This window comes from Corynebacterium massiliense DSM 45435, assembly GCF_028609805.1.
In the GTDB taxonomy this organism is placed as follows: domain Bacteria; phylum Actinomycetota; class Actinomycetes; order Mycobacteriales; family Mycobacteriaceae; genus Corynebacterium; species Corynebacterium massiliense.
Genome location: NZ_CP063189.1, coordinates 695,825 through 719,927, shown reverse-complemented (window position 1 = coordinate 719,927; position 24,103 = coordinate 695,825). Strand labels below are relative to the sequence as shown.

Here is a 24,103-nt window from a genome sequence, read left to right as displayed (position 1 = left end):
ATGAACGATGGTCAGCGACACAGTAGCACGTTCAGAGTGCTCCGTATCTCACTGGTTAGAGAATACCTGCAACGCCACTTCCGGATCATTCGTGCCGAGAAACGGAACCTGGTTTTCCCTGCACCAACGCAGGTCTTCTACATCATCGACCGTCCACACATAGGTGTTCAGCGCTTGCCAACCAATGACGTCCGGGTACTGGCGCGCCCAGCTCACCTCAGGTCCAAGGATCGTCGGTGTTTGCCCCGCCTCACTGACTAACTCGGAAAAGCTACGGTGCGGATTGAGCAGCAGGCAGCGATCCAGATCCGGCAATAATTCCGCTGCCCGATCAAGCGCGGTCTTGTCGAAGGAGATGATGTTGATCCTTGGATCCGCTGCAAGCCCCTTCTCCGTAAGAATCTCAGACACCTTGTGCTCGATCTGACCTCCGAACCGGGAAGGATGCTTGGTTTCAAGCAATAAGCTTTTATCTGGATAGTCCTCGAGCATCTCGAGTAGCTCCTCCAGCACCATAATGTGCTGCGGGTTATCCGCAGTTCCGAAGTTCAATTCGAGCAATTCGGAGACGGTGAGATCTGCCACGGCTCCGGTCCCGTTGGACACGCGATCCACCACATCGTCATGGATTACGGCAAGGTGGCCATCTTTCGTCCCCTGCACATCACACTCAATGCCGTAGATCGGCAGCTTCAACGCCTCTTCAAAGGCAACGGGGGTTTGCTCGGGGTATTTCGCGGAATAGCCACGATGGGCAATAATCTGGGGAACTCGTGGCTCGCTTATTACAGGCATTTCGGAACAGGCTTCCTTCACTCATCGGGGTCAATCCACCTGCATTATGCCGAGGTGCAGTTGACCCCGCAGGGCGAGCGCTCACGTTATCCAGCTAGTTCAAGGGGATAAGTGCTACCCCTCCAGCTGCTCCCCCAGCTCCAGCCACTCCATCTCGAGCTCCTCGCGGCGGGAGGCGACGTCGCGCTTCTTTTCGTCCAGCTCGGTGAGCTTTTCCGTGTCCACCTTCTCCGCGGCGGCGGCCATCTGGGCGTCGAGGTCGGCGACTTCGGCGTCGAGTTTATCCATCTTGCGCTCGATGGACTTCATCTGCTTGGTCAGCTTGTGCTCTTCCTGCGCAGAAAGTCCGTTGCTGGGCGCGGGGACGGCGGAAGTATCGTCATCGGGTTGCTCCGCGTCGTGGCCTTCCGGGCTGCGGCGGGTGGACGCGCCGCCGAGGTCGAGCACGCCGGCGGGGTTGGCGGCGTCGATGGCCTTGCGGCGGGCAAGGTACTCGTCGATGCCACCGGGCAGGTGCGTGAGCTTGCCGTCGCCGAAGAGTGCGTAGGTGTTATCGGCGATGCGCTCGATGAGGTAACGATCGTGCGAGATGACCACGAGGGTGCCGGGCCAGCCATCGAGGAGCGACTCCAGCTCCTGCAGGGTGTCGATGTCCAGGTCGTTGGTGGGCTCATCGAGAAGCAGCAGGTTCGGCTCCGCCATGAGGACGCGGGTGAGCTGCAGGCGGCGGCGCTCACCGCCGGAGAGATCGCCGACCGGGGTGCGCTGGCGCTTGCGCGAAAAGCCGAGGCGTTCCGCGAGCTGGGAGGCAGACAGTTCCTTTTTGCCCATGTGGACGTAGGTGGCGACGTCCTCGATGGCATCGATAAGCCGCCGGCTCGGATCCAAATCGTCGAGCTCCTGGCGCAGCCAGCCCAGCCGAACGGTCTGCCCTTCCACGCGGCGGCCGGCGCTTAACGGGTACTCGCCTGCCAGCGCGCGGAGGAGCGTCGTCTTGCCCGAGCCGTTGACACCGACCAAGCCGATGCGCTCGCCCGGCGCGAGCCGCCACGTGAGGTGATCGACCAGGGTGCGCTCGTCCGGCGATTCGAGTGTGACGTCTTCCAATTCGACCACCACGCGGCCCTGCCGCTGGCGGGAGAAACTCATCAGCTCCACCTTGTCGCGCGGGGCGGGCACATCCTTGATGAGCGCCTCGGCGGCCTCCACGCGGTAGCGCGGCTTGGACGTGCGGGCCGGCGCGCCGCGGCGCAGCCACGCCAGCTCCTTGCGCGCCAAGTTCTTCCGCCGCTGCTCGGCGGCATCGGCCTGGCGGGCGCGCTCGGCGCGGGCGAACGTCCAGTCGTTGTAGCCGCCCTCGTAGGTATCTACCTGCCCGTCGTGGACCTCCCAGGTCCAGTTGGCCACGGTGTCCAAGAACCAGCGGTCGTGGGTGACCACGACGACAGCGACCTTGCGTGCCAGCAGGTGGTCAGCCAGCCACTGCACGCCCTCCACGTCGAGGTGGTTGGTCGGCTCGTCGAGCACCACGAGGTCGACGTCCTGCACCAGCGCGGCCGCCAGGTTCACGCGGCGGCGCTCGCCGCCGGAGAACTCGCCCACCGGGGTCTCCAGCCCGAGTTCCACGATGCCCAACCCGGAGAGCACGTCGCGCACCTTCGCGTTCGACGCCCACTCGTATGTGTTGAGTCCCAGCGGTTCGACGACGACCTGGCCGATGGTCAGGGCATCGTCAAGCTCGAAGCGCTGGGTGACCACGGCCATGCGCAAGTCCGAGTTGCGGGACACGCGCCCGGCGTCCGGCGGCTCGATGCCGGTGAGCACCTCCAGCAGGGTGGTCTTGCCGCCGCCGTTGACGCCGACGATGCCGATGCGGTCGCCGGACTGCACGCCGAGGGACACACCGTCGAGCAGCGTCTTGAGCCCGAAGGATTTCTGGACTTGTTCCAGGTTGATGAGATTTACCATGACGGGATTCATCTTAAACCGTTACGGAGCGTTCCCCGTCCCCGAGGCTCACCGCACGCAGCTTTTTGAAAACGATTGTCACTTGCACTAAATTGCGTGGACATGAGAATTCGATACACCACGCGCCTTCTGTGCGCCGCAGCCATTCCCGCCCTCGCCATCTCCGCCTGCTCCTCCCCGGAGTCCCAGGACAAGGCCGACGCCCCTGCCACCGCCCACGAGCACGACCACGAGCACGGCGAGGGCCACAACGACCACGACCACGGCGACGGCGGCCACCCCGGCGCGGAAGCCGGCGAGACCGAGGTCCGCATGCTGCCCACCCGCGTGGTCTACACCTACGACGGCGGCATCCGCACCATCGATGCCAAGACCGGCGAGACCGTCGAGGACGTCAAGAAGGACGGCTTCCTACGCCTTAACGACGCGGGCGATAACCGCCACGTCATGGTCACCCGCGGTAACGAATTCCTCACTTTCGACTCCGGCCTGGTGACCAAGCCACACGGCGACCACAACCACTACTTCACCGCCCAGCCGAAGCTCACCGACGCGCACTTCGACGCCGACAAGGCCGGCCACGTCGTCGCCCACGACGGAAAGACCGCCATGTTCTCCGACGGTGCCGGCAAGGCCACCGTGGTCGATACCGAAGAGATCGCGGACAAGGACGCCCACACCCACGGCGTGGATACCGGTGCCCCGCACCACGGGGTGACCGTGCCGCTTTCCGATGGCTCCGTGGTCACCACCGCCGGCACCGAGGAGGAGCGCCACACCATCCGCCACTTGGACAGCAAGGGCAAGACGCTCGCGGAGACCACCGAGTGCCCGGGCGTGCACGGTGAGGCCGCCGCCGGCGGCGACAAGCTCGTCTTCGGCTGCGAGGATGGGCCGGTGCTTTTCGATGGCTCCCAGTTCAAGAAGCTTGACGCCTCCGCCATCGCCGGCGCGGACGGTTTCCAGCACTCCGGCACGCTGGCCGGCTCGGAGGAATCCTCGGTCGTGCTTGCCGATAACAAGACCGACAAGTCCGCGGCCGATAAGAAGGGCAAGGAAAAGGAGCACCCGACCTCGGTGGCTCTCATCGATACCGAGAACGGCTCGGTCAAGAAGGTCGATCTGGGCGGGTCCTACTGGTTCCGCTCGCTCGCCCGCGGCCCGCTCGGAGAGGGACTCGTGCTCACCGACGACGGCAAGCTCAACATCATCGACCCGAAGACCGGCGAGGTGACCAAGACGGTCGACGCCATCGATCCGTGGCAGGAGCCGGAAGACTGGCAGGGCGACGGCCCGATCCTGAAGTCCCACGGCGGCTACGCCTACGTCTCGGATGCGAAGACGAAGAAGCTCACCGTCATTGACCTGCACACCGGCGAAGTCGACCACACCGTGGACTTGGACGACACCGCCATCGAGATGGAAGTTCTCTAACCCCAGCTAGTTCGCTTCGTCCACCAGGTGCGCGCCGCGCGCCGGCCCACTCGTGGGAATCCCGCGAGTGCCCGGCAGCTCGGTGGACACCTGCGCCGCCACCTCGGCGGCCTCTGCCGCGTCCGCGCACAACAGCGCGCACGTCGGCCCCGAGCCGGAGACGATGCCAGCCAGAGCACCCGCGGCCTTCCCCGCCGCCAGCGTCTTGCGCAGATCCGGCCGCAGCGTCAGCGCCGCCGGCTGCATGTCGTTGTGCAACACCGCCGCGAGGTGCTCTGCATCCCCGCTGGTCAGCGCCTGGCTCACCGCCGCCGTATCGAGGTGCGGCGGCTGACCTTTACCCGCCGCGCGCAGCTCGTCGACCTTCTGAAACACCGCCGGGGTGGACAACCCCTCGTTGCTGGTGATGATCGCCCAGTGGAACGTGCCCCGCGCGAGCATCGGCGTGAGCTGCTCGCCCCGCCCGGTGCCCAGAGCGGTACCGCCACGAAGGGTAAACGCGATATCAGAGCCCAACCAATTAGCCTCCTCATACAGCACCGGCTGGCCCAGGCTGGTGGGGCCAAAGGCGGCATCGGCAAGCAAAAGCGCCGCAGCCGCATCGGCGGAACCGCCCGCCATGCCACCGGCCGCGGGGATGCCCTTGCGCAGCTCGAACGCGACCTGCGGCACCGCGTCCAGTCCACGTTCCGCGCGCAGGCGCTTGGCGATGTTCACCGTCGCCCGCCACACCAAGTTGCCGGAATCCGTGGGCACACCCGCCGCATACGGGCCAGTGACCGCAAGCGACTCGATGAGCCGCTCCTCCCACCCATCGACGGCGAGGTCAATCTCCTCGCCCGTCAGCGAGAGGCGCACGTCGTCGTGCAGCTCGAGTGACTGAAACACCGTGGCGAGCTCGTGGTAGCCGTCGGCGCGCGCATCCCCCACCCCGAGGTGGAGGTTGACCTTGGCGTGCGCGCGGGCGCGATAGCCGCTAGCGCGGCTATCGGGGGAAGAGAAATCGCGGTTCATTAGGCACCCTCCCCGTGAGCGGGAGCGTCGTGGGCTACGTCCACGTTGGCCAGGCGCACGAAATCGGCCACACCGATCTTCTCGCCGCGCTGCCGCGGATCAATGCCGGCGGCGCGCAGGGCCTCCTCGGCGGCCGCGCCGGAGCCGTAGTGCCCGGACAGCGCAGCGCGGAGGGTCTTGCGGCGCTGGGCGAAGGCGGCATCGATAATCGGCCACACCTTTGCCCGCTCTTCTTCGGTCACCGGCCAGGGTTCCGCGCCCGCCGGATGCCTATCGATACGCACCAGGCCCGACTCGATGTTCGGCTCCGGCCAAAAGACGTGCTTGCCTATCTTCCCGGCCTGCCGGGCCTCGCCGTAGAAGGCTGCCTTCACACTGGGCACACCGTAAATCTTCGTGCCGGGCTGGGCCACGAGGCGCGCGGCGACCTCGAGCTGCACCATCACCAGCACGCGCCGGATGGAGGGAAAGGTGCGCAGCAAGTGCAGGATGACCGGGACCGCGACGTTGTACGGCAGGTTCGCCACCAGCGCGGTAGGCGCCTGGCCAGCCGGCTCCTGCCCAGTGGGGTCAGCCGGGATGTCGTCGGCGCCCACCTGCAGCGCGTTCTTGTGCACGACGGTGAGCCTGGCAGCGCCGTCTGCATCCGTGGCGCGCTGCTCTACGGTGCGCGGCAGGCGCTCGGCCAGGCGCGGATCGATTTCGACGGCGGTGACCGCGCCGGCGGCTTCCATCAGCCCCAGGGTCAGGGAACCAAGACCGGGGCCTACCTCGACGACGTGATCGGAAGCATCAATATCCGCCGCCGCCACGATGCGGCGCACCGTGTTGGCATCGTGCAGGAAATTCTGCCCCCACTTCTTGGTGGGGGTCACGTCGAGCTCGGTGGCGAGCTCGCGGATATCGGCGGGGCCAAGGAGGCTATAAGGCATAGCCCCTAAGCTATCGGATACCCAACTTCGAGGTGCAGGCAGGCCATGCGCCCCAGCCCTGGGAGGCCTGAATCTTCTCCGCGACGGCAATCTGCTGCTCACGGGTGGCCTGGCTGGCGTCCGGCGCGTACTGGGTGCCGCCGTGCGCGGCCCAGGTGCCCGGGTCGAACTGCAAGCCGCCGGAGTAACCGTTACCGGTGTTGATGGACCAATCGCCGCCGGACTCGCACTGGGCGATGGAATCCCACACACCGCCGTTGGCCACGGCCGGGGCGGCAGCACCGGTGTTGCCGGACTGCGCGGAATCACCAGCGCCTGCCTTGCCGGCCGCGGAGTTCTCCTCCGCCGGCTTGGTGCCGCGCGCGATGGTCGCCGGGGTGGCGGGCTTTAGTTCCTTTTCGTCCTTGACCTCACGGGAGAACTCCTCGCCGTTGCGGGATTTCACCGTGTAGGTAATTTCCTTTTCGCCCGGGGTGCCTTCCTCGCGGACCTCCTCGGTACCTTCCGCCAGCTCCGGGTCGTCCACGTAATGCGGCTCCGCGTCGAAGGACTCGGTTTCTTTCACCTCATCCTCGGTGAACTTGTCCACCGTGATGGTCTGGCCATTCTTCAGCGGGGTGTTCTCGCCCGGCGAGACCTTGTCGTCCGCGCCCAGCTTGATGCCGCGCTCCTTGAGCACGTCGCCGACCGTCTTGGCGGCGATCTGGGTGTAGGTGGTCTTGCCACCATTGTTGATGGCGACGATCTTCGGCGAGACGACATCCAGGTTCATGCCATCGGCCACGCGCTCGTCAGCGTCGAGCTTTTTGCCATCGGCAGTCACGGCGGAGCCCGGCTGCACCTTGTCCAGGGACTTCACCAGGTCCTCGACGGTCAGCGCGGTGGAGTCGAAGTTCTTCTCCTCGCCGTCGATGGACACCGCCACCGGCTTGGCGGTGCGCACCGTGATGGTGTCACCCTTGTCCACCTGCTCGGACGGGGCCGGGTAGACCAAGTCCTTGTCGGAGACCTCCAGGTCTGCAGATTCCAGAGCACCCTTGACGTCGGAGGAGAACGTAGCCAGCTGGATCTCGTCGCCGTTGTAGTCAACGGTGATGTCCTTCTGGCTGGTAGCAGCGACCACGCCGCCGACGGCGAGGGCACCGACGACACCGCCGGTGGCCACGCGCAGCGGGATGGAGCGGGTGTTATTCAACCGCTTGATCTGGTTCGCAGTAGACATATCAAATTCTCCAATCTCGACTACGAGACGTGAGGTCCAAGCCAGGCCGCTTGCCGGCCCGTCAACAACGCTAAGTAACAATACGGTAACAGCGGGTGGGCGTCCAATTATGTGGCCAACGCCTCACCAGCGAAAGCGTCGGGGATCGCTACCTGAAGCGCCCCCGCCCCGCACCGCTAACCGCTTGAGCGGCACGCGAACAAATCCTCCCCGCGGAGGATACCGCCGCCACACTGCGCTTTTTAGCGTGTGCGACATGGAAGAGTTCAGCACCCCCTATTCCCGCTACGGGAAAAATTTCTTCACGGTCACAGCCCTGACCGCCGCCGCCTTTGGTGCGCCGTTCGCTTTAGCGGCCGGCCTGCCCGAGCAAGGCAGTGAGGACAACCCCGCCACACCCGTGGCCATCGTCAGCAAAGGCCACCCGGATGCCGACGCCGACGATAAGGACAAGGTGGCAATCGGCGACCGCGTCTGCCCCTCTGCCGTCGACCTAGTGATGGATTCCGCGTGGAACTGCGACGACGTGGACGTGAAAACCACGAAGCTCTCCGACGTCGAGGACGCCGATCTGACCACCACGCGGGCCATCCGTCAGGAGGCGATGCAGCCGCTGCGGGATGTAGAGGCGGACATCGCAAAGCAGGGCGACGATCGCATCGGTGTTTCCACGACAACGCGAACGGTTGCCATCGCGCAGAAGCAGCCTGGCGACGACGCGACCTACGTCATCACCGTCATCCACGGCCCGCGCGACGGCGTTCGCGACATGACTGGCGACATCTGGGAAACGCTCACCGGCTCCCCTGTGCCCGCCGAAGCGGACAGCGCCATCTCGAGCTTTGAAGGAGAGTAACGATGACTCAGACGACTACTACCGATTCTTCCCGGCGCGACATCCTGTTCCGCTTCGTCCTCAGCGTTTTCGTGCTCGCAGGCGCCGGCTTTTTCTTCATCGGCGGTGTCAGCCTCGTTCCAGATTCCCCCGCGGGCGCCGGCCTGGGCTATGCATTCTTCCTTATCGCCGCGGTGCTCGCCGTCATCATCTTCCGGCGCTCATTTCTGTTTCCCCGGCGCGCGACCGGGTGGTTTACCTTCTGGTGGGTCGTCTCCTGCCTTTCGTGGGGAGTCATCTCCCAACTGGTCGTGGTTGTCCAACAACCCATTCAGAAGCTGGTCGACTACGTCGGCTGGGAGGACGCCCAGTTTGCCTGGGGCGGCGCCTACCCGGAGGAGATCTTCAAGGCCGTGGGCGTCGTCGTGGTGCTGTTCAGCTTCCGCACCCTGACTAAACCGTGGCACGGGTTGCTCACCGGCCTGTTCATCGGCTTCGCGGACGGCGCCTTCGAAAACACCGACTACACCTACGCCGGCGCACTCGCGGATCCAAACTCCGACCTGCACGGCGCGATGGAGCTGCTCACCGCGCGCCTCGCCCACGGCACGCTCTTTTTGCACATAGCCACCACCGCCCTGGCCGGCTGGGGCATCGGCTGGGCCGTCTTTGCCACCACCCGCCCCATGTGGAAGCGGGTGGGCTGCGCGCTCAGCTGCTTTATGGGGGCATTCCTCTTCCACTTCGGGTGGAACTACCGCGTTGATACCCCCTTCGTCATGGCACACGACATCATCTTCACCGGCGGCGCCCTGGTCATCGTGGGATACCTGATCTGGCGCGCGCACCGCATTGCTCGGAAGGACCGGGCGGAACGTCGCGCGACAGAGCACGCTGAGCGAGGATCGGCGGAAGAATCCTCCCTGCGGGCGATACCCGAGCGGGTAGCGGCCCCCTAAGCTGGCGGCCATGGAATTATTCGATAAGCAACCTGGGCACTTCGGGCGCAGGTTCATTGCAGTAATAGGGTGCGCCGCCGCCGCGTTCGGCGCACCGTTTGCCGTCAACGCCGCGTTGCCCTCGTGGACCCCGCCGGACGAGCACGTTGAAATTGCCAACGAAGTAGACAGCAACGGCATGGAGTACGAGACCGAAGAGGTCGCCGGCCTGGACTGCCCGTTCGACCCAATGGCGACGGGGGATCGCGGCTGGACCTGCGGGAAAACCACCGTCGTCACGCAGGTCGTGCAAGGCGTCGATGACCTCGACGTCGCCGCCCAGCGCGCGCTGCGCAACGCGGCGATGACCAACCTGGACGAGGTAGACAACGCCGTGGTGGCACGCTCCGGCAACCACCGCATCGCGGCCGACCCGGACATCAACACCACCGCCGTGGTGCGCGAGATCGGCGACGACTCGTACTCGGTTACCACCGCATCCGGTCCGCGCGACGAGGTCCGCGAGACCACCGCGAAGCTGTGGACGACCGCGGCGGGATCCGAGATCCCGGCAGAGGTTTCAGCAACCATCGACGAGTTTTCCGAGAAGGCCACCGACGAGCTTGCCGATGAATTCACCGACCAGCAGCAGGGAGGCACCAACCGTGGATAACAAGCTCAACGCGTATGTGCCGCCGCTCCCGCGCTACGAAAAGCCCGCTCCCCCGGAGGCACCGCAAGGCTCCAGCTGGCTGTTTAGGATCGTGCTCATCGTCATGAGCATCGCGGGCTTTGCGCTGTTCGCAGCCAACACTGTCTTTAGCTTCTTCAGCTCCCCGGTGGGCAATGCGATCGGCCTCGCGTTCACCATCTTGTACGCGGTCATCGCCATCTGGCTTATCCGCCGCTCGCCGATGTACCCGAAGCACACACCCGGCTCTTTCCGGTTCTGGTGGGCCGTCGCGTGCCTCCTCTGGGGCGGCGGCGCAGGCCTCGTCTTCAGCCTGGCCGTAGGCACCCCGGTCACGGAACTTACCCAGCGCTCCGGGTGGGAGGATTCGCTGTTTTCCTGGGGCGGTGCCTACCCCGAGGAGATCGGCAAGGCGCTCGGCGTGGCCGTCATCCTGTTCAGCTTCAAGCACCTCACCCGGCCGTGGCACGGCGCCGTCACCGGCCTCATGATCGGCCTGGGCTTTGAGACCTCCGAGAACATCGGCTACGGCGGAATGGGCGCCATGATGGATCCGAATTCGGATGTCATGGGCTCGCTCGCCTCCTGGGGCGGGCGCATGGTCGCCGGCGTGGGCCTGCACATGATCACCACCGCCATCGCCGGCTGGGGCATCGGCTGGGCGGTCTTCGCCCTGCGCCGCTCGCTCGGTAGCCGCATCGCCGGCGCACTCGGTTGTTTCCTTATCGGTTTTGCCATCCACTTCGCGTGGAATTACACCATTGACAACCCGATCGCGATGATCGTGAAGTCAGTCACCGTCGCCCTGGTTATGTACGCCGCCCTGTTCGTGCTCATCACCCGCGGCAATGAGGCCGCCCGCCGCGAGCAGCATGGGCCGTGCACGCCGCGCTCGATCTCCGCCGACGGGGCGCCACAGCCAGCTGCGGGCTACAGCCCGTACACGCGGTCGAACGTGGCAGAGACCTCCGCAGCCACGTCCGCGACGGACTGACCGCGCGCCTCGGCCACGCACTTCGCGGTGTGGCCGATAAACGCCGGCTCGTTACGGGTGCCGCGGTACGGCTCGGGGGTCATGTACGGCGCATCCGTCTCGATGAGCAGCTGGCCCTCCGGCGCCAGCCCGGCCGCCTCGCGCATCTCGGTGTTGCGCTTGAAGGTCACGTTGCCGGCAAACGACAAGATGTAGCCGCGCTCCAGTGCCTTTTTCGCCGCGGCCAGCGGCGAGGAGAAGCAGTGCAGGATGATGGTGTCGGGCTGCGGGGCATCGTCAAGAATGCGGAAAAGTTCCTCGTCGCCTTCGCGGTTGTGGATCATCAGCGGCTTTCCCACCTTCTTGGCCAGCTCACTGTGCCAGCGCAGCGATTCTTCCTGCTGCTCGATGGTCGCCGTCTTCTCCGGTTCGTGGTGGATCCAGTAGGTATCGATGCCGGTCTCTCCCACCGCCACGCACCGCGGGTCCGCAGCCATGTCTGCCAGGCGCTTCTTCGCGGCATCGTCAAGCTCATGCGCCCGCGTCGGGTGCAGCGCGCACGCGGCCCACACCCGGTCGTTCACGTGGGCGGCTTCTAAGGCGAGAGCAGACTCTTCGACACCGTCGCCGACCGTGCAGATCTTTTCCACTCCGGCGTCAACCGCGCGCTGGACGAACTCGCCGACCTCGGCGCTCGTGTGGGCGCCGCAGGAGGTCAGGTGCGTGTGGGCATCGACAAGCTGCGGGATGTACTCGGCGGGCTGGGGCGTGGGACGCGGCTTCTTCTTCGACATGCCGGTCATTATAGGAACCGGCCCGCCGGTAAGGTGTCGGGCATGGATATCCGCCTAGCCACACACGACGACGCAGCTGCCATCGCCGACATCTTCAACTGGGCCACCGCCCAGCCGGACTTCAACCTGGTCACGTGGGAGGAAGACGCGGACTCCCGACGGGCCTGGATGGACGGGATTTTTGATTCCGGTTTCCCCGTCTTCGTCGCCGACGAGGACGGCAAGGTACTCGGATTTGCCGCCTACATGCAGTTTGTCACCCCGGGCCTGTACTACGGCACCGCGGAAGACACCATCTACGTCTCCCCCACCGCCCGTGGCAAGGGCGTGGGCAGCGCGCTGCTCAAGGCGGTGGTGGACCACGCCGCCGGCAACGACTACGTGGAGACCATCATCTCCTACATCGTGGACACCAACGCCGCCTCGCTGGCGCTACACAAGAAGTTTGGATTCAAAGAAACCGGCCGCATGCCGAACATCCACACCAAGCAGGGCCGCCGCCTGGGCCTAGTGCACCTGCAGCTGGATTTCGACCGCGGCCGTAACCACCGCGACCGTTAGGGCTTAACGGTCGCCTACGCCGCCACCAGTTCGTCATCGATGTAGATATCGCGGGTGGCGCGCACGCCGAACACTAAAAGACCTGCGCACATGATCATCAACAGCCACAGGGAGGCCGCCCACCCGCCGGTGAGCCCGTAGAGCCAGCCGACCACGAGCGGCACGAGGCCGGCGAGCAGGTAACCGCCGGGTTGCACGAAACCGGACAGGCGGGCGGTCACCAGCGGCGACTTGGTGCGCTGCGCGAGCAGAGCGATAGCCAGTGGGAAGCACATACCGCCGATGCCCAGCAGCGTGCCCCACAGGATCGGCGCCGCGGCCGGGGCGGCAAAGACCCCGAGCCAGCCCGCGAACGTCAGGGCGGCGAGGGCTACTGGCACGACGGTCAGGCGACGCATCCGGGCGGCCAGCTGCGGCATGATGACGCCACCCGCGACGTTGAACGCGCCCAAGATGGCCAGCGTGACGCTCGCCATGCCGGAGCTCACGCCCTGGTCCATGAGCATCTGCGGCAGCCAACCCATCTGCGTGTACGCCATGGAGGACTGGGTGCCAAAGAAGAGGAGCATCGCCACCGCGGTCGGCGATTTCCACAGCGGGGCCTTGGCCGCGGCTCGGCGCGCCGCGCGCTCTTCGGCGGTGCTGCCCGCACCAGCGGTGGCCTGGGTGCCGGACGCTGGTTCCTGATTTTCGGTCTCGGACCCGCGCGGGGTGTCGCGCCCAGTGCGCAAGAGGGCCAGTGCCCACACAACGAGCTGCGCCACCGCCGGAATGGCCCACACTCCGATGGCCCACTTCCAGGCGGCATCGCCGCTGAAGCACAGGGCGGACAGCGGGGCGATGGCGCCGGACAGCCCCAAGATCGCGGTGTACGCCGACATGAGGCCGACCGCTTGGCGGTGCGGCACGTGGGTTTTGATCCACGCGGGCAACAGCACGTTGCCCACCGCGATGCCGGCGACCACTGCGGTAGTCAGGACCAGAAACAGCGGGAAGCCGCCCACGAAGGGGCGCAGGGCGAGACCCGCCGTGATGAGCGCGCCGCCGGCCGCAATGACCGGAGTGAAACCGGCGCGCCGAGCCAGCGGGACCGCGCCCCAGCCCATCAGGGCAAAGAGGAACCCCGGGAGGGCCGTAAGCAGGCCGGCGGTGCCGGCGCTGACGTCGAAGGCGGTGGCGATGTCATCGATAACCGGCGCCACGGACGCAATGCCGGCGCGCAGGTTGATCGCCGCGGCGACGACGGCCAGCGCCGCGAAACCGAAGCCGAGGGAGGGCGTACGAGCGGAGCGGGAACTGGTCTTCCCCGCTGCCACTACTTATCCTCCGCGGCGGCCGGCATGACCGGCGCCCACTCCGGACCGGTCTCGGCGAGCTCCGGGTCCAGCTTGGCGATGAGCGGCTTCGGCTTGGCCAGTGCCGTGCCCGGTTCTACGTCGATGCGCTTCCACGCCGCCTGCTGCGCGTCGTAGTCGCCGGTGATGATCGGGTACGTGTGACCCTCTTCCGGCAGCCCCACGCCGACGAGCTCGACCGGGATGTCGTCGTGGACTTCCTCAATGCGCGGCTCGGCTGCCCACACGCCGTCGCGGCCCAAGGTCTCGTGGACCTTCTGCGCGGTGTGCGGCAGGTACGGGGTGAGCAGAACGTTGCAGTCCGAGACCACCTGCAGGGCGGTCCACAGCACGGTGGCGAGACGCTCGCGCTGGGAGTCGTCCTTAGCCAGCTTCCACGGCTCCTGGTCGGCGATGTAGGCGTTCGCCTCGCCGACGACGTGCATCGCGGCGGTGATGCCGGCCTTGAACTTGGAGTGCTTCAGCGACTCCGCGACGGTGTCGAAGGTCTCCTCAGCCAGCGCGAGGATCTTCTTGTCTGCCTCCTCCAGCGCGCCCGGCTCGGGCACCTCGCCGAAGTTCTTGTGCGCCATCGACACGGTGCGGTTGACCAGGTTTCCCCAGCCGTTGGCCATCTCGTTGTTGATGCGGCGGACGAACTCGTCCCAGGTGAAGTCGGTGTCGGTGTTTTCCGGGCCGGCCACGGAGATGAAGTAGCGCAGCGGATCCGGGCCGAACTCCTTGAGGAAGTCCTTGACGTAAATGACCACGCCCTTGGACGAGGAGAACTTGGAGCCCGACATGGTGAGGAACTCCGAGGAGACGATTTCGGTGGGCAGCTTTGGCTCGCCGTACTTGTGCACCTCGCCGCCCTTGGACCCCTTGCCCGCGTAGCCCAAAAGCTCCGCCGGCCAGATCTGGGAGTGGAAGGTGATGTTGTCTTTGCCCTGGAAGTAGTAGTGCAGGGCATCATCGTTCAGCCAGTAGTCCTTCCACGCCTCCGGGGTGCCGGAGCGGTGGGCCCACTCGATGGCGGCAGACAGGTAACCGATGACCGCATCGAACCAGACGTAGAGCTTCTTGGCACCGTTGTCGCTCCAGCCATCAATAGGCACCGGCACGCCCCAGTCGATGTCGCGAGTCATGGCGCGCGGGCGCATGTCATCGATGAGGTTGAGGGAGAACTTCAGCACGTTCGGGCGCCAGTTCTCGCGGGTCTTCAGCCACTCCTCGAGGGCCTCGCCCACCGCCGGGAGGTCGAGCAGGAAGTGCTCGGTGTCGATGAACTCCGGCGTTTCTCCGTTGATCTTGGAACGCGGGTCGATGAGGTCGACCGGATCCAGCTGGTTGCCGCAGTTATCGCACTGGTCGCCGCGGGCATCGTCCGCGCCGCAGATGGGGCAGGTGCCTTCGATGTAGCGGTCCGGCAGAGTGCGCTTCGTCGACGGGGAGATAGCGCCCTTGGTGGTTTCTTTGACCATGTAGCCGTTCTCGTAGAGGCCCTTGAACAGCTCCTGGACCACCGCGTAGTGGTTCCGGGTGGTGGTGCGGGTAAACAGGTCGTAGGACAGGCCGAGCCCGACCAGGTCCTCGACAATCTGGCGGTTGTAGCGGTCCGTCAGTTCACGGACGTTGACGCCTTCCTTATCCGCCTGGACCAAAAGCGGGGTGCCGTGCTCGTCGGTGCCGGAGACCATGAGCACGTCGTTGCCATACATTCGCTGGAATCGTGCGAAGACGTCCGAAGGAACGCCAAAGCCCGCGACATGTCCAATATGTCGCGGGCCATTGGCGTAGGGCCAAGCAACGTTTACAACCACAGTCTCAGTCATGCCCACTACTTTAACGAAGCGCGCGCTGGCCGCGCGCGCCGGATAGGGGCTTTAGTGCTGTGGCAACAAGTGCTTAAGCCTTGCGTGCGCGCTGCTTTTCTGCGCGGCGGTTCTTCAGCTGCTGGCGGCGCTGGTTCTCGCGGTGGATGCGGCGCTCGCGAGCAAGCTTGCGCTGGAAGTTCTGCGCCTCGCGGTACTCGAGGTAGATGACGTCGTTGCGCAGATCCTTGACGATGGCGAACATCAGCAGGAAGACGATGATCAGGAACGGCGCGGCCGCCACGATGGTCACATTCTGCAGGTTGTTCAGCGCATCCTCGTCGGTCAGCAGCAGGGTGATGCCGACGGCTGCGGTGAGCACACCCCAGGCGGCGGTGAGCCAACGCTTAGCGTCGGTCGCACCGTTCTGGGACAGCGAGCCCATCACGGTCGACGCGGAGTCCGCCGAGGTGATGAAGAAGGTCGCCAGCAGGATCATGGCCACGAGGCTGGTGATGGCCCCCAGCGGCAGGTTCTGCAGCAGGTTGAACAGCTCTTCCTCGCTGGACTCGCCGGAGATCGAGTTGCCGCCCTGCTCCATCTTGATGGCGGTACCGCCGAAGATGGCGAACCAGATGGTGGACACGCCCGCCGGGACGAGCAGCACGCCCACGCAGAACTCGCGGACGGAGCGGCCGCGGGAAATGCGGGCGACGAACATGCCGACGAACGGCGACCAGGAGATCCACCATGCCCAGTAGAAGATGGTCCAGGTGGACAGCCACTCGCCTGCCTCCGGGTTGGACTCGGCGGTGCGGCCGATCATCTCGGTGAAGTTGTCCAGGTAGGCGCCGACCGAACCCGGGATGAGGTTGAGGATGTCCACGGTCGGGCCGAGGATGAACACGAAGATGGCCAGGATGGCAGCCAGAACCATGTTCGCGTTGGACAGGTACTGGATGCCCTTGCCCACGCCGGACACGGCAGAGAGCACGAAGGCGAGGGTGAGCACCAGGACGATGCCCATCACAACGCTGTTGGACGGGTTCTCAATGAAGCCGGAGGCAGACAGGCCCGCCTGAATCTGCAGGGCGCCCAGGCCCAGCGAGCACGCGGTACCGAAGACGGTGGCGAAGACCGACAGGATGTCGATGAGCTTGCCCAGCCAGCCATCAGCAAGCTTCTGCCCGATAAGCGGCACGAACGCCGAGGACAGCAGCTGCTTACGGCCAATGCGGAAGGTCGAGTACGCAATGGCCAGACCCACAATCGCGTAGATCGCCCACGGGTGCAGGGTCCAGTGGAACATGGCCGAGGCCATGGCAGTGCCGACCTCGCCTTCCTCGTGGCCCGGGACGCCGTCGCGGAAGAAGGACAGCGGCTCGGAGGCGCCGAAGAACATCAGGCCGATACCCATGCCGGCTGCGAACATCATCGCAATCCAGGAGAACGTGTTGAACTCCGGTTCCTCGTCGGCGCGACCCAGGCGGATCGTGCCGAACTTGGACATGGCCAAGCCGAGGACGAAGACCACGAAGATGGTGGTGAACAGGATGTAGGCCCAACCGAAGTCGGTGGCCACGAAGTCGAGGGCGGCGCTGGCGAAGTTGGCGAAGCTCTCTGCGCCTGCCAGGCCCCAAATCACGATGGCGAGGACAACAACGCCGGTAATGCCGGTGACGACCCAGTCGACCTTGTGGTCCTTGTCGCCTTCCTTGTCCGGCTCACTCTCGTCGTAGTTGTCCGGGTTCTGCGATGCGCTATCCAGCATCGACGCCAGCTGCCCGGTGGCAGTCTGGTCATCTAGTGCATCGTCAACGGTAGAAAACTTCTGGTCTTTGGGCTTTGCATCCAGCACGTCTGGGTCGTGCGGATCCACCCCTTTCGGCGGGTTTTGGCCGGCATGCACCGGCACACTCTTATCGGAATTAGTCATGGGTTCAACCCTGTGACAGAAGTGAAACGCTTTCAAGTTCGCGCCCCGCAGTTTCGGCCCCTCCGCCGGGGCAAAACCGACCTTTGCCCTGCCGGTCCGCGGCGACACTCCCCTCACCCGCCTCGTTCAGGAAGCTCACTAACGCCTTTCAGCATTGCCAGCGAACACAAAGGCGGGAGATAACGAAGCTATAACAATATCGGCGAAAGGGTGCGAAACGGGAACTTGAGGTGCTGGGGGCACACCCATCAGTTTTGCTTGGCGCTAACCGCCGCGTCATAGAGCTCGCGGTTGGACACCTCAGTCCCAGCGGCCACCTGCTTGCACGCCGCCTTCAGGCGCATGCCGCCGGCGGTAAGCTCAGCAACCTGAGCGACGAGCTTGTCGATGTCGACCGCATCCTCACCCGCCGCATCCAATACGACCGCGATCTCGCCGCGGGCATTGTCCTCCGCCCACTCGGCGAGCTCCCCCAGCCCGCCGCGGCGCACCTCTTCGAACGTCTTGGTCAGCTCGCGGCACACCGCGGCTGGGTGCTCGGCACCTAAGACCTCGGCCGCCACCGCAAGCGTGGCCGCCAGGCGGTGCGGGGACTCGAAGAACACCGTGGCGCGGTTTTGCCCCTTGAGCGACTCCAGCCACTTCGCGCGCGGCCCGTCCTTGCGCGGGGCGAAACCGTCGAAGGAGAACTTCCCCACCCCCAGGCCGGACAGCGCCAGTGCCGTCGTCACCGCGCTGGGCCCCGGCAGGCAGGTCACCGGAACCCCCGCTTCCACTGCCGCCTGCACGAGCACGTAGCCCGGATCAGAGACGACCGGCATGCCCGCGTCCGTCACCACCAGCACGGTGCCGCTGCGCGCCGCGTCCAACAGCCGCGGCAGGCGCTCCTGCTCGTTGTGGTCGAAGTTGGACACGAAGGTGCCGCGGGGGCTTACCCCCAGGGCATCGGCAAGCGCACGCGCCCGGCGCGTGTCCTCCGCGGCGATGACGTCGGCGTCTTGGAGTGCCTGGATGAGCCGCAGCGAAGCATCCCCGATATTTCCCAGCGGTGTCGCGGCGAGCACCACGCCGCGGGGCAGCGGGTCAAGGTGCGGAAGGCTCACAGTGTCAGTCATATCCACAGCATGGCATACGTGTCCGGGCCAGCACCTATGATGTTCCGGGTGAACACCTCCGCCCCAGCCACCACGACCGAGCACCCACGCCCAGCCGCCCGGCGCGTGCGCCGTCCGCGCCGCCCCCGTGGCCTCCACGGCACCCCTCCCCCAGCGGCCCCGCGGCAGTACCGCTGGGGGCGCGGCGATACGTGGTCGACGGCGATCATCGCGGTGCTTGCGCTGTTCACCCGGTTTATCGGGCTGACCAACCCGGTGTCCAAGGGCTCTCCCGTCTTCGACGAAAAGCACTACGTCCCGCAGGCCTGGGACATGGTCCGCAGCTGGGACTCGCCGTTCCTCGGCGGTATCGAGCTCAACCCGGGCTACGGGCTCGTGGTCCACCCACCGCTGGGAAAGCAGATTCTGGCCCTGTCGGAGGCGGTCTTTGGCTATACCCCGCTGGGTTGGCGGTTTGCCACGGCTTTGTTCGGCGCCGGCACCGTTGTGATGGTGATGGCGCTGGCGCGGCGGATCTCCCTGTCCTGGCAGGTCGCTGCCTTCGCCGGGTTCATCGCCTGCTTCGACGGCGCCCTGTTGGTCTCGTCCAAGTTCGGCATGCTGGATATTTTCCAGGTCTTTTTCATCACCGCGGCCGCCTGGGCCCTCGCGCGCGACCACCACCAGATGCACGAGCGCCTCCACCGCGCCTACGTACGCGATGGGCTGGGCACCTCTGAGTATGGCCCGCGGTTCGGGTTTCGGTGGTGGCGGTTTACCGCCGGCGTTTTCCTGGGGCTCGCGCTCGCGGTCAAGTGGTCGGGACTGTACTTCATCGCCGCCTTCGGCCTGCTCACCGTCTTTTCGGATCTCGCGTTGCGCCGCCGCTACGGCGTGCGCCGCTACGTCGCGGGCACTGTGCTTCGCGATGTCGCACCGGCGTTTGCCTCCATCGTCATCCTGCCGGCCGCGCTCTACGTCTGGTCGTGGCGCGCGTGGTTCGGCTCGGAGACGGCCGTATACCGCCACGCTAAGGAAGACGGCACCATTGAGGCCGGTTCACTGCTCAACCTGCTTCCGGACAGCGTGGCCAACTGGCTGTACTACCACAAGACGGTACTGGAGTTTCACGCCTCGCTGACCTCCTCGGGCGGCCACCATCACCCGTGGGATTCCAAGCCGTGGGCGTGGCTAGTGGGCGCGCGCCCCGTCCTCTACTACTCATCGACCGACGCCGAGTGCGCCGGCGGGCAGGAGTGCCGCCGCATGCTCATGCTGTTCGGCACCCCGGTCATCTGGTGGATCATCGTGCCCGTGCTCATCTGGGCGCTGTGGTCGCTTACCGTGCGCCGCGACCGCCGCTTCCTCATCCCACTCGTCGGGTTCGCCGCCGGCTTTTTCCCGTGGCTTGTGGGCTTCGACCGCCAGATGTACTTCTTCTACGCGGCAGCGTTCATTCCGTTTGTCATCGTCGCCATCGCGCTCATCCTCGGCCAGCTGTCCGGGCGCGGGCGCGAAGTTCCCTGGCGCGCGCTGCGCACGCTGGCAGGCGGGCATCTACGCACCGGCACCTTGGCGGTCATCGTCTACTTGTGCGCGGTACTGGCGATGTTCGTCTACTTCTCCCCGCTGCTCTACGGGTTCTTGATCCCCGAAAGCTGGTACAACTCGCTGATGTGGCTGCCCAGCTGGCACTAACTCGGCTGGGCGTTCAGCGAGCGCCAGAACCGCCGCGGGGCAAACCCGCTGTCAATCGCCCAGGTCCACAGCAGCACGACGCCGAAAGCCACCAGGGCGATTAGCCAGCCCACCTGGGCGGAAGAAATCTGCCCCAGCGCGATATCCCGCATGGCAAAGCCGGCGAGGAACGCCGCCATGGTGCCCACGGTGGGCAGCGCGCCCTTGGCGATGGACGGGCGCCACGCCACGAAGAACGCCGCGGACGCCAACCCGAAGCGCAGGCCCGCTGCGTGCACCGCCGCTTCCCTCAGCGCCGGGTCGGCAACAGCGCCGGAAGCGCCCGCGGATTCTGCGCCCGTTAGCCGCGAGGCGTCCCCGATGAACGTGAGCGCCCACGCGCCGAAGACCACGCCCATGACCACGAGCAGCACCCGGGCGATGGTGAGCAGCGTGTGGCGCCGGGCGGCGGCCTCTCGCCAGCGCGGTTCCACCCCGGCGAGGATGTCCGCGGACAGATCCGCCCGCGGCCCGCTGGGGGCGCTGTGCGCCGCGGGCTGCCGGAGGTTCGCCGTCAGGGTGAGCGCCCGATCCCGAAAGCTGCGACACTCTGCGCAGCCGGCGAGGTGGGCATCCACCACATCATCGTCAAGCTGGTGCGGCTCCCCGTCGATGCGGGCCGACAGGGCCGCTTGCACCTCGTCATGGCTCAGCACGCGATAACACCCCATCGATGCTGGCGCGCCCGGAGCCGAAAACCACGATCATGAACAGCCCCACGATGAGCACCAGCGGGTACTCGATGCCGTTGTCGGACACGAAAAAGCCGTGTGGCAGGTGCACGAGGTAGAGCGCGCTGGCCATAAGCAGCGCCAGGGCGCCGGCGACGAGGGTGGTCAAAATCCCTACCACGAGCATGGCGCCGCCGATGATCTCCCCGAAGACCGCGACCCACGCGGACAGTCGCGGCTGCGGCACGTCCCAGGCGGAAAATTGCCCAATCGTGTCATCCATGCCCGCGATGAGCAGTTTGTCCACGCCGTGCGCGACGAAGACAACTCCCAGCACAGCGCGGAAAATGAGCAGCGCGGCATCGCGGACGGCGGGTTTATCCATGGCCATTAGACTACATCGCATGGCCGACACGAACGATTCCGACTCCTGCCCTGGTGCCCTAGCCCACGCCGCGTTCCACGCCCCCGCGCCCGTGGGCATGCTCACCGTCTGGTGCTCGGCCACCGCCGTGGTGCGCGTCGATTTCGGCGACACCGCAGGCGACGATTCCCCGCACCCGCCTGAAGTGCTGCGCACCGCGCTGCGGGAGTTGGACGAATACTTCGGCGGCACCCGCCGCACTTTCACCGTCCCCGTCGCCGGGGAGCCGGCAGACCCCGCCTCCTTCCGAACCCGGGCCCAGGCAGCGCTTTCAGAGATCCCATACGGCGCGGTGTGGACCTACGGTGAGCTTGCCGCGGCAAGCGGCTCTCCGCAGGCCGCCCGCGCCGCCGGGACCGCGTGCGCGACCAACCCGGTGCCGGTCATCGTCCCGTGCCACCGCGTGGTGCCGGCGGGAAATCCCGAACAAGCAGTCCGCCGCGTGGGCAATTACGGCGGCGGCGCCGACATGAAGCGCTGGCTTATCGCCCACGAGCGCTCCCACACGCCTTCTAACGGAACCGACAAGACGCATCCCCAGTCCAATTGAGACGGCGGGACCGATAGCTTCCCGCCGCACCACCACAAGAAAGGACTTGAAACAATGGCGGATATACTCTCGGCAAGCGATGATTTGGTAACCGGTGACGATGGGCTCAAACGCCCGCCGTGGGCGGCCAGCAGCGAGTTGCTGCGCGAGTACTACGACCACGAGTGGGGCATGCCGGTCCGGACCGAGCAGGGGCTGTATGAGCGCCTGTGCCTCGAAGGCTTCCAGGCCGGGTTGAGCTGGGAGCTCATCCTGCGGCGGCGCGAGGCCTTCCGCGATGCGTTCGCCAGGTTCGACCCCGAACGGGTCGCGCAGTTTACTACCGCGGAGGTGGAGCAGCTGCTGGTCAACCCGAACATCATCCGCAACCGCCGCAAGATTGAGGCAGCGATAAAGAATGCCCGCGCCACCGTCCAGCTGCGCGCGGAGGGCGGACTGGTGGATTTCATCTGGTCGTTTAAGCCGGAAAAGACGCCCCAGCCGCATTCGCTTGCCGATGTCCCCTCCACCTCACCCGAGTCCACCGCCCTGGCAAAGGCGCTGAAGAAGAAGGGCTTTAGCTTCGTCGGGCCAACGGTGTGTTTCGCGCTGATGGAAGCGATCGGAATGGTGGACACCCACCTGGTGGGCTCCCACCGCCGCGGCAGCTCCGGGGTGTGGGCTGACTAGAAGGTTTCGGCGCGAGGAATCTAGCGCACACAAATGACCCACAGAGAGCGGAATTGGTGCCCTAAATCCGTCTCTGTGGGTCAACTAGTTGCGCGGGCTAAGAAGCGCCAGCGCTGGCGCTCCGAGTATTAGCCCACGCGGCGGGCAGCCAAATCGTCACGCTGCGCAACGCGGCCCCGGCCGCGGGGGCGGGAACCCTGGCCGTCGAAATCGCCGTCGAAGTTGTGGGTGTAGACGGGCAGGTAGTCAAAGTCGGGGCTTTCGTCATCCGCCTCAACGACCACGGCGCCGGGGCGACGCAGCTGGCGCGGGATGGCCAGCTCCTCGTCGTGCGCATTGCGCACGCCCAAGCGCGCGCGGCGCAGCTGGCGGATGCGGCGGGCCCGCAGATCGTTTTCCGCGCGAACCTGGGCGCGCAGGGCGAACAGGTAGACCGCCAGGGCGGCAATGGCCACTGCCGGCAGGATCCACCAGCCGCCGCCAAGGATGGCGCCGACGACCACGGTGATGACCGCCGCGAGCGTGAGCCCCAGCAGGGTGCGCCGGCGGCGCTGGTAGCGATCGGCAGAGGCGCGCTTGTCGGCCTCCGGATCCCAGCCACCGCGGCCGCGGCGGCGCATGGCGAACTCCAGCTCCTCCTCCGTGAGCTCAGCTTCCTTGCCGCCGCGCTCCGCCTTCACGGCGTTGCGCGCAGACGGGGCGGACTGGGAAGACGAGGTGGACTTCTCAAGCAGCGGCCCGTCGACGAGAACCGAGGACTCGGCCGGCTCGTACAGGTCCGTCTCCCCGACTTGTTCGTCGGCGAATTCCGGCGCGGGCTCATCCACGTAGACGACGTCGCGGTCGGTGGATTCAGCGGCCCGAACACGGCCGCGGGCGGCGGTCGCGTCAGCGGTGTCGGCTTCCACGTCCGCATCCGTGCCCGCAACCGGTGCGTTAGCCTCCGCGTCGACGGCGCCGGGGTACATCAGGTCGACCGGAGAGGTGTAGGACTCGTCCAGCTCGTAGGTCTCACCGTCGGCGGCGGAATCGGCTTCTGCGTCTGCCGCGTCTTCCTCCGGGTGGGCCAGACGGCGTGCCACGCCGGCCCCCTCCGGTGCCGCAGCCAGCTCTTCGACGAGCTCGCCGTCGACGGTATCGGCCTCGGAATCGGCGTCGACGTCGACGTCGACATCGGCGTCGGTCTTCTCGCCCCGGTCGAACTTCACGGCGTTGCCGGAGGCGGTGTCGGAATCAGTGCTCGACGCAGCCTCGGCAGCCTGGCCCTCTGCAGCCTCTGTTTCGGAGGAGGCGGCGCGGGAGTGGGCGCGCGTCGGGACAGGATGTCCTCGTCATCGACGTCGGCGGTGACGACCTCGTACTCGTCCTCTGCGTCCACCGGCTGGGCGGAGGCGTGCTGCACGCGGCGCATCTGCGCCTCCGTCATGCGGGGACGGCGCGATTGTACCCGGCCGGAGTCGCCCTCGAACAAGACGCGGGTCTCGTCGAAGCCTTCACCGGTGTGGCTCATCGGGCGCTGGCTGCGCAGAAGCCACGGTGCCAGCACAACCAGCCAGAGCACCAGCATCAGAACAATAATCAGGCCAGAGGGCACGTCTAGCCACCTTCCCGTACATCCCGTACATCGTCGACAGTACGGAGCTAAGGCTATGGCAGACTGTCCGTCGCACAGCCCCGCCACGCCGCACAACACACCAGACTGTGACAGGTGTGAAAGATG

At 66.1% G+C, this 24,103-nt stretch carries 22 protein-coding genes and 1 pseudogene; 9 read left to right on the top strand and 14 right to left on the bottom strand.

What is annotated here, in order from left to right; translation table 11 throughout:
* Positions 1-48: 48 nt before the first annotated feature.
* Together CMASS_RS03465 and CMASS_RS03460 are read right to left on the bottom strand one after the other, a co-directional pair.
* Positions 49-795 (bottom strand): glycerophosphodiester phosphodiesterase family protein, encoded by a 747-nt coding sequence (locus tag CMASS_RS03465; RefSeq protein WP_022862835.1) that lies wholly within the window; start codon positions 793-795, stop codon positions 49-51.
* Between the two features lie 114 nt (positions 796-909).
* Complete coding sequence (locus CMASS_RS03460; RefSeq protein WP_022862836.1) at positions 910-2,763, bottom strand: ABC-F family ATP-binding cassette domain-containing protein; 1,854 nt, start codon at positions 2,761-2,763, stop codon at positions 910-912.
* Between the two features lie 102 nt (positions 2,764-2,865).
* Between CMASS_RS03460 and CMASS_RS03455 the strand changes: the two genes are divergently transcribed.
* The gene (locus CMASS_RS03455) at positions 2,866-4,197 is read left to right on the top strand and encodes a WD40 repeat domain-containing protein (protein WP_022862837.1); all 1,332 of its coding nucleotides are present in this window, start codon (positions 2,866-2,868) and stop codon (positions 4,195-4,197) included.
* Positions 4,198-4,203: 6 nt separating this feature from the next.
* On the opposite strand, the gene CMASS_RS03450 is transcribed toward CMASS_RS03455, so the two are convergent.
* From CMASS_RS03450 to CMASS_RS03440, 3 genes are read right to left on the bottom strand one after another with little or no spacing between them, the layout of a single operon-like run.
* Complete coding sequence (locus tag CMASS_RS03450; RefSeq protein WP_022862838.1) at positions 4,204-5,211, bottom strand: 4-(cytidine 5'-diphospho)-2-C-methyl-D-erythritol kinase; 1,008 nt, start codon at positions 5,209-5,211, stop codon at positions 4,204-4,206.
* A complete protein-coding gene (rsmA, locus tag CMASS_RS03445; protein WP_022862839.1) occupies positions 5,211-6,143 on the bottom strand; it encodes a 16S rRNA (adenine(1518)-N(6)/adenine(1519)-N(6))-dimethyltransferase RsmA in 933 nt (310 codons plus the stop codon). Before rsmA ends, CMASS_RS03450 begins: the two co-directional genes overlap by 1 nt.
* A 10-nt stretch (positions 6,144-6,153) precedes the next feature.
* On the bottom strand, positions 6,154-7,365 hold the full coding sequence (locus CMASS_RS03440) for a resuscitation-promoting factor (protein WP_022862840.1): 1,212 nt from the start codon (positions 7,363-7,365) through the stop codon (positions 6,154-6,156).
* Between the two features lie 256 nt (positions 7,366-7,621).
* On the opposite strand from CMASS_RS03440, the gene CMASS_RS03435 reads away from it, so the two are divergent.
* Genes CMASS_RS03435 through CMASS_RS03420 form a run of 4 tightly spaced genes read left to right on the top strand, consistent with a single transcriptional unit; the run spans position 7,622 to position 10,823 of the window.
* Positions 7,622-8,221 (top strand): hypothetical protein, encoded by a 600-nt coding sequence (locus CMASS_RS03435; RefSeq protein ID WP_156831781.1) that lies wholly within the window; start codon positions 7,622-7,624, stop codon positions 8,219-8,221.
* Positions 8,222-8,223: 2 nt separating this feature from the next.
* Complete coding sequence (locus CMASS_RS03430; protein WP_022862842.1) at positions 8,224-9,159, top strand: PrsW family glutamic-type intramembrane protease; 936 nt, start codon at positions 8,224-8,226, stop codon at positions 9,157-9,159.
* A gap of 10 nt (positions 9,160-9,169) precedes the next feature.
* Positions 9,170-9,811, top strand: a complete 642-nt coding sequence (locus CMASS_RS03425) for a hypothetical protein (protein WP_022862843.1) — start codon at positions 9,170-9,172, stop codon at positions 9,809-9,811.
* Positions 9,804-10,823: a PrsW family intramembrane metalloprotease gene (locus tag CMASS_RS03420; protein ID WP_022862844.1), complete on the top strand. Its 1,020-nt coding sequence runs from the start codon at positions 9,804-9,806 to the stop codon at positions 10,821-10,823. The genes CMASS_RS03425 and CMASS_RS03420 overlap by 8 nt, the downstream gene beginning before the upstream one ends.
* Here CMASS_RS03420 and CMASS_RS03415 read toward each other — a convergent pair.
* Positions 10,760-11,596, bottom strand: a complete 837-nt coding sequence (locus CMASS_RS03415; RefSeq protein WP_027018627.1) for a TatD family hydrolase — start codon at positions 11,594-11,596, stop codon at positions 10,760-10,762. The genes CMASS_RS03420 and CMASS_RS03415 overlap by 64 nt on opposite strands.
* A 42-nt stretch (positions 11,597-11,638) precedes the next feature.
* On the opposite strand from CMASS_RS03415, the gene CMASS_RS03410 reads away from it, so the two are divergent.
* On the top strand, positions 11,639-12,157 hold the full coding sequence (locus tag CMASS_RS03410) for a GNAT family N-acetyltransferase (RefSeq protein ID WP_022862846.1): 519 nt from the start codon (positions 11,639-11,641) through the stop codon (positions 12,155-12,157).
* A gap of 14 nt (positions 12,158-12,171) precedes the next feature.
* Here CMASS_RS03410 and CMASS_RS03405 read toward each other — a convergent pair whose 3' ends face one another.
* The 4 genes from CMASS_RS03405 to rsmI form a co-directional block, all read right to left on the bottom strand.
* The gene (locus CMASS_RS03405) at positions 12,172-13,473 is read right to left on the bottom strand and encodes an MFS transporter (RefSeq protein WP_022862847.1); all 1,302 of its coding nucleotides are present in this window, start codon (positions 13,471-13,473) and stop codon (positions 12,172-12,174) included.
* Positions 13,473-15,323 (bottom strand): methionine--tRNA ligase, encoded by a 1,851-nt coding sequence (metG, locus tag CMASS_RS03400; RefSeq protein ID WP_022862848.1) that lies wholly within the window; start codon positions 15,321-15,323, stop codon positions 13,473-13,475. The genes CMASS_RS03405 and metG overlap by 1 nt, the downstream gene beginning before the upstream one ends.
* Before the next feature lie 73 nt (positions 15,324-15,396).
* Positions 15,397-17,238, bottom strand: a complete 1,842-nt coding sequence (locus tag CMASS_RS03395) for a BCCT family transporter (protein ID WP_022862849.1) — start codon at positions 17,236-17,238, stop codon at positions 15,397-15,399.
* Positions 17,239-17,486: 248 nt separating this feature from the next.
* Positions 17,487-18,353, bottom strand: a complete 867-nt coding sequence (gene rsmI, locus CMASS_RS03390; protein ID WP_022862850.1) for a 16S rRNA (cytidine(1402)-2'-O)-methyltransferase — start codon at positions 18,351-18,353, stop codon at positions 17,487-17,489.
* Between the two features lie 39 nt (positions 18,354-18,392).
* Between rsmI and CMASS_RS03385 the strand changes: the two genes are divergently transcribed.
* Positions 18,393-20,030 (top strand): dolichyl-phosphate-mannose--protein mannosyltransferase, encoded by a 1,638-nt coding sequence (locus tag CMASS_RS03385; RefSeq protein ID WP_205617729.1) that lies wholly within the window; start codon positions 18,393-18,395, stop codon positions 20,028-20,030.
* Here CMASS_RS03385 and CMASS_RS03380 read toward each other — a convergent pair.
* Complete coding sequence (locus CMASS_RS03380; protein ID WP_022862852.1) at positions 20,027-20,725, bottom strand: zf-HC2 domain-containing protein; 699 nt, start codon at positions 20,723-20,725, stop codon at positions 20,027-20,029. The genes CMASS_RS03385 and CMASS_RS03380 overlap by 4 nt on opposite strands.
* Complete coding sequence (locus tag CMASS_RS03375) at positions 20,712-21,125, bottom strand: DoxX family protein (protein ID WP_027018632.1); 414 nt, start codon at positions 21,123-21,125, stop codon at positions 20,712-20,714. Before CMASS_RS03375 ends, CMASS_RS03380 begins: the two co-directional genes overlap by 14 nt.
* Before the next feature lie 19 nt (positions 21,126-21,144).
* Here CMASS_RS03375 and CMASS_RS03370 point away from each other — a divergent pair, with 19 nt between their 5' ends.
* The gene (locus CMASS_RS03370) at positions 21,145-21,714 is read left to right on the top strand and encodes a methylated-DNA--[protein]-cysteine S-methyltransferase (protein WP_022862854.1); all 570 of its coding nucleotides are present in this window, start codon (positions 21,145-21,147) and stop codon (positions 21,712-21,714) included.
* A 54-nt stretch (positions 21,715-21,768) separates the two neighbouring features.
* A complete protein-coding gene (locus tag CMASS_RS03365; RefSeq protein WP_022862855.1) occupies positions 21,769-22,383 on the top strand; it encodes a DNA-3-methyladenine glycosylase I in 615 nt (204 codons plus the stop codon).
* 128 nt (positions 22,384-22,511) lie between these two features.
* Here the strand turns inward: CMASS_RS03365 and sepX are convergent.
* Together sepX and CMASS_RS03355 are read right to left on the bottom strand one after the other, a co-directional pair.
* Positions 22,512-23,606, bottom strand: a pseudogene (gene sepX, locus CMASS_RS03360) (divisome protein SepX/GlpR); the annotation flags it as partial.
* The gene (locus CMASS_RS03355) at positions 23,588-23,977 is read right to left on the bottom strand and encodes a hypothetical protein (RefSeq protein WP_033399516.1); all 390 of its coding nucleotides are present in this window, start codon (positions 23,975-23,977) and stop codon (positions 23,588-23,590) included. The pseudogene sepX and the gene CMASS_RS03355, both read right to left, overlap by 19 nt.
* Positions 23,978-24,103 lie beyond the last annotated feature (126 nt).

Excerpts from the sequence above, each read along its gene's own strand:
- CMASS_RS03465 (WP_022862835.1), bottom strand. The coding sequence starts at position 795 with ATGCCTGTAATAAGCGAGCCACGAGTTCCCCAGATTATTGCCCATCGT.
- CMASS_RS03460 (WP_022862836.1), bottom strand. The coding sequence starts at position 2,763 with ATGGTAAATCTCATCAACCTGGAACAAGTCCAGAAATCCTTCGGGCTC.
- CMASS_RS03455 (WP_022862837.1), top strand. The coding sequence starts at position 2,866 with ATGAGAATTCGATACACCACGCGCCTTCTGTGCGCCGCAGCCATTCCC.
- CMASS_RS03450 (WP_022862838.1), bottom strand. The coding sequence starts at position 5,211 with ATGAACCGCGATTTCTCTTCCCCCGATAGCCGCGCTAGCGGCTATCGC.
- rsmA (WP_022862839.1), bottom strand. The coding sequence starts at position 6,143 with ATGCCTTATAGCCTCCTTGGCCCCGCCGATATCCGCGAGCTCGCCACC.
- CMASS_RS03440 (WP_022862840.1), bottom strand. The coding sequence starts at position 7,365 with ATGTCTACTGCGAACCAGATCAAGCGGTTGAATAACACCCGCTCCATC.
- CMASS_RS03435 (WP_156831781.1), top strand. The coding sequence starts at position 7,622 with ATGGAAGAGTTCAGCACCCCCTATTCCCGCTACGGGAAAAATTTCTTC.
- CMASS_RS03430 (WP_022862842.1), top strand. The coding sequence starts at position 8,224 with ATGACTCAGACGACTACTACCGATTCTTCCCGGCGCGACATCCTGTTC.
- CMASS_RS03425 (WP_022862843.1), top strand. The coding sequence starts at position 9,170 with ATGGAATTATTCGATAAGCAACCTGGGCACTTCGGGCGCAGGTTCATT.
- CMASS_RS03415 (WP_027018627.1), bottom strand. The coding sequence starts at position 11,596 with ATGTCGAAGAAGAAGCCGCGTCCCACGCCCCAGCCCGCCGAGTACATC.
- CMASS_RS03410 (WP_022862846.1), top strand. The coding sequence starts at position 11,639 with ATGGATATCCGCCTAGCCACACACGACGACGCAGCTGCCATCGCCGAC.
- metG (WP_022862848.1), bottom strand. The coding sequence starts at position 15,323 with ATGACTGAGACTGTGGTTGTAAACGTTGCTTGGCCCTACGCCAATGGC.
- CMASS_RS03395 (WP_022862849.1), bottom strand. The coding sequence starts at position 17,238 with ATGACTAATTCCGATAAGAGTGTGCCGGTGCATGCCGGCCAAAACCCG.
- rsmI (WP_022862850.1), bottom strand. The coding sequence starts at position 18,353 with ATGACTGACACTGTGAGCCTTCCGCACCTTGACCCGCTGCCCCGCGGC.
- CMASS_RS03385 (WP_205617729.1), top strand. The coding sequence starts at position 18,393 with ATGTTCCGGGTGAACACCTCCGCCCCAGCCACCACGACCGAGCACCCA.
- CMASS_RS03375 (WP_027018632.1), bottom strand. The coding sequence starts at position 21,125 with ATGGATAAACCCGCCGTCCGCGATGCCGCGCTGCTCATTTTCCGCGCT.
- CMASS_RS03370 (WP_022862854.1), top strand. The coding sequence starts at position 21,145 with ATGGCCGACACGAACGATTCCGACTCCTGCCCTGGTGCCCTAGCCCAC.
- CMASS_RS03365 (WP_022862855.1), top strand. The coding sequence starts at position 21,769 with ATGGCGGATATACTCTCGGCAAGCGATGATTTGGTAACCGGTGACGAT.